Source organism: Synechococcus sp. B60.1, from assembly GCF_047462555.1.
Lineage (GTDB): Bacteria > Cyanobacteriota > Cyanobacteriia > Thermostichales > Thermostichaceae > Thermostichus.
Genome location: NZ_JANSJN010000051.1, coordinates 15,981 through 19,364, shown reverse-complemented (window position 1 = coordinate 19,364; position 3,384 = coordinate 15,981). Strand labels below are relative to the sequence as shown.

At 63.2% G+C, this 3,384-nt stretch carries 3 protein-coding genes; 1 reads left to right on the top strand and 2 read right to left on the bottom strand.

Going from position 1 to position 3,384, the window contains the following annotated elements; genetic code table 11:
• On the bottom strand, positions 1-465 hold a 465-nt coding region (locus NW863_RS07350), incomplete at its 3' end, for a hypothetical protein (RefSeq protein ID WP_414365582.1).
• Between the two features lie 171 nt (positions 466-636).
• Here NW863_RS07350 and NW863_RS07345 point away from each other — a divergent pair.
• The gene (locus NW863_RS07345) at positions 637-1,611 is read left to right on the top strand and encodes an acetyl-CoA carboxylase carboxyltransferase subunit alpha (protein ID WP_414365581.1); all 975 of its coding nucleotides are present in this window, start codon (positions 637-639) and stop codon (positions 1,609-1,611) included.
• 18 nt (positions 1,612-1,629) lie between these two features.
• Here the strand turns inward: NW863_RS07345 and NW863_RS07340 are convergent.
• The coding region (locus NW863_RS07340; protein WP_414365580.1) for a phospholipase D-like domain-containing protein at positions 1,630-3,384 on the bottom strand (1,755 nt) is incomplete at its 5' end.

The window sequence follows — 3,384 nt, the reverse complement described above, 5'->3', positions numbered from 1 at the left end:
TAGCTCCCAACGGTAGGGATCCCGCCGCTGCCAGTCCAGGCGGAAGGGCTGTTCCAGCGCGTTTACCTGATCCCGCGTCAGGTTGGCCAGAGGGCCGCCGGATCCCTCAATAATAAACCAGAGGGTGGCTTGGCCTTGCTCCCCAGGGCCGAGCTGCACCTGTAGCTCTTGAGGCCGGATGCGCAGGCGCAAAAACTGGCCGAAGACCTCGCGGCTGTAGGCCAGTGCCTGCTCTTTGTCCAAGCCCCAGCCATCGCGATAAGTGGCGGCCACTAAGTTTTCTACTTGGGCCCAATCTCGCCGTTCTACAGCTTGCAGCAACCTCTGGGTGTGGACTCGGATTTGCCGCTCCGGCTGGGCGTAGTGCCAAAAGGCGCCCCCTGCGATGGCCAGGACGACGGATCCCACCACCGACCAGCGCAGCCAGGGGGGAAGAGGTGCAGAGGAGTGGGAGGAGGAAAACACAGGTTTGAGCGGAGCCAGAAGAGGGCCTTCTCTAGCTTAGAAAATCCGGATGTGAGAAGATAGCGCTACGCGCCGCCATGCGAGTGGCTCCTGGCCTTCAGCAGCCTACCACCTCAAAAGCTGTGACCCGCATCAGACTCACCCTTTAACTCAAGGTTACTTCAACTGCTCATGACCAAAGCTACCGACCGACTGCTGCTGGAGTTTGAGCAGCCTGTTGCCGCCCTCGAACAGCGCATCCAGGAAATCCGGGCCTTGGCCGAAGAAAACGACATCGACGCCTCCGAGCAGATTCGCCAGCTGGAGGCCAAAGCCGAAGAGCTGCGCCGCGAGATTTTCAGCCAGCTCACGCCTGTCGAGCGGCTGCAGGTGGCCCGCCATCCCCGCCGCCCCACCACCTTGGACTATGTGCAGACCATCTGCGACGACTGGTTTGAGCTGCACGGGGATCGCCACGGCCAAGACGATCCGGCCATCGTCGGCGGCCTGGCCAAGCTGGGGGATCAGCCGGTGATGATCCTGGGCCACCAAAAAGGCCGCGACACCAAAGACAACATCCACCGCAACTTCGGCATGCCCAACCCCGCCGGCTACCGCAAGGCGCTGCGGCTGATGGAACACGCCCACCGCTTTGGCCTGCCGCTCTTGACCTTTATCGATACGCCGGGGGCCTATCCGGGAGTCAAGGCAGAGGCTGAGGGCCAAGGGGAGGCCATCGCCACCAACCTGCAGACCCTGTTTCGGCTGGAGATCCCCATCATCTGCACTGTCATCGGCGAAGGGGGATCCGGAGGGGCTTTGGCCATTGGCGTTGGGGATCGCATCTTGATGTTTGAGCACGCCGTTTATTCGGTGATCTCGCCGGAAGGCTGTGCGGCCATCCTTTGGAAAGATGCCAAGAAAGCGCCCCAAGCCGCCGCCGCCCTGCGCATTACTGCCCAGGATCTGCTGCAACTGGAGGTGATCGACGAGATCTTGCCAGAGCCGGTTGGCGGCGCCCACCGCGCTCCTCTGGAAGCTGCCCAGACCCTAAAGGAGGCGCTCCTACGACATCTCAAGGAACTTTCTGCCCTGAGCGGGCGGGAGTTGCGGGAGGAGCGCTACCAAAAGTTTCGTCGTATGGGAGCTTTTCTGGAGCTGGCCTAGGAGAGCTAGGCGGGATCCCTACCAGGTGACCCGATCCCGCAGTTGCTCAATCCGGGCCGGGCCGATGCCCTTGACCCGCTGCACATCTTCCAAGGAGGAGAAGGGGCGGGCCTCAATGATGCGCTGCGCCAGGCCCGGGCCAATGCCGGGCAACTGCTCCAGCTCCGCTGCGGTGGCGGTGTTTAAGTTCACGCGAGAAGATTGCGGGGTAGCCGGCTGGGAAGGGGATCCCCTGTTAGGAACGGAGATCGCCTCGACTTCCAGCAGCTCCGGCTCTGCTTCAGATGGGGAGAGGGCAACGGGGACAGGGCTGGGGCAGAGGCGGGCTCTCTCTTCCGCCTGTTGCTGCAGGCGGCGGCTGGGGCCAAAGCGGGCCTCGGCAAGGAGCCGCTCGAACTCGCGCACAAAGTGATCCGCTACCCGCTGGTTGCGGATGATCAAGAGGTTTTCGTCGTTGAGGTGGTTGGCCGCCACCGACCAATTGTGGGATCCGGTGATCACCGTGGCCTGGGGGGTGCCGGGGTCAACGATGGCGAACTTGTGGTGCAGTTTGTCTCCCGGAGCGAGGTTGGGCACGCCCACAGAGGAGGCGGTCACTGTCCAGGGCAGGCGGGCCGCGTCCACCCGGCAGTTTTCGTCGGGGAGCAGCAGCCCCCACATCTCCAGGGTGCGGCTGTAGTCACGAAAGGCAAAGCCAGGGTCAAACAGGCCGCGAATTTCTACGTTACGCTCCTGGCGCAGTTGCCTGAGCTGGTTGGCAATGCCTGAGTCGGTAAAGACAAACAGAGCCAGATCCACCTGCTGCCGCGCTTGGGCCAGGGTGGCCGCGATGAGGCCGTTGGAGGTGGCCTCATAGGGCAGGGAGCGGCTGGCAGGGGAAAAATGCACCCCCACGATGGCATCGTCAAGGTAAACCGTCTCCAGGGGGCGCCTGAGCTTTTGCACGCCGAAGCGGCTGTCGGGCGATCCCCCTGGCCCATCCCCCCACATGAGGTTGAATTCCTCGGTGTAGATGCGGGCCAGCTCGGGGCTATCGAGCAGCAGTAGGTGATTGGCGTTGCCCACACTGCCGGGGGCATCGAAATCCCCGTGAATATCGGAGAGGGTAAAATTGGCCGACCCGGTCAGCACCCGCTGCCCGTCGATAATCACAAACTTGTGGTGCATCAGGCCGCTGCCCTTGGAGCCGTTGGCGGTGTCATCCAGCCAGGGCACTTGCCCCCCATCGAGCAGGGCATAGACATCCCGGCTGGCGATCTCCTCAGGGGAGAACTGTCCGTCCCGGTTCACATCCACCAGGTGGCGGTACTCTTCGAACTTTTGACGGCTGCGCTCGTCCAGCGCCCCCACTTCGGCAGGGGTGAGCTGGTGCCAGGCCCGCACATAGGTGTTTTCGGTAATCACCCGCACCGGGATCCCGGCCTGCCGCCGCTCGGCCAGGGCTTGGGCAATGAGAGGCAGGTTCAGCTCCTGCACCGCCACATCCACCGACTGCCGGGCAGAGCGAATCTGAGAGATAATCAACTCCTCTAGGTTGTAGCCGTAGCGATAGACCTGGCGATAGGGATCCCGATAGGTGCTCTCGCGGCTTTGGTTGAAGGCCACCCGGATGCGGGGGTGCTGCGGCAGGCCAGGGTGGGCAGCTCTGGCTCTTGGGGATAAGGTCGGGGTCGGGGGCCTACCCAGTAGCCAATTGCCACCAGGAGCAGCAGCAGGGCAGCCCAGGGCAGCCAACGCCGCAGTTGCCGCCGCCAAGATGGGATCCCGTTCATC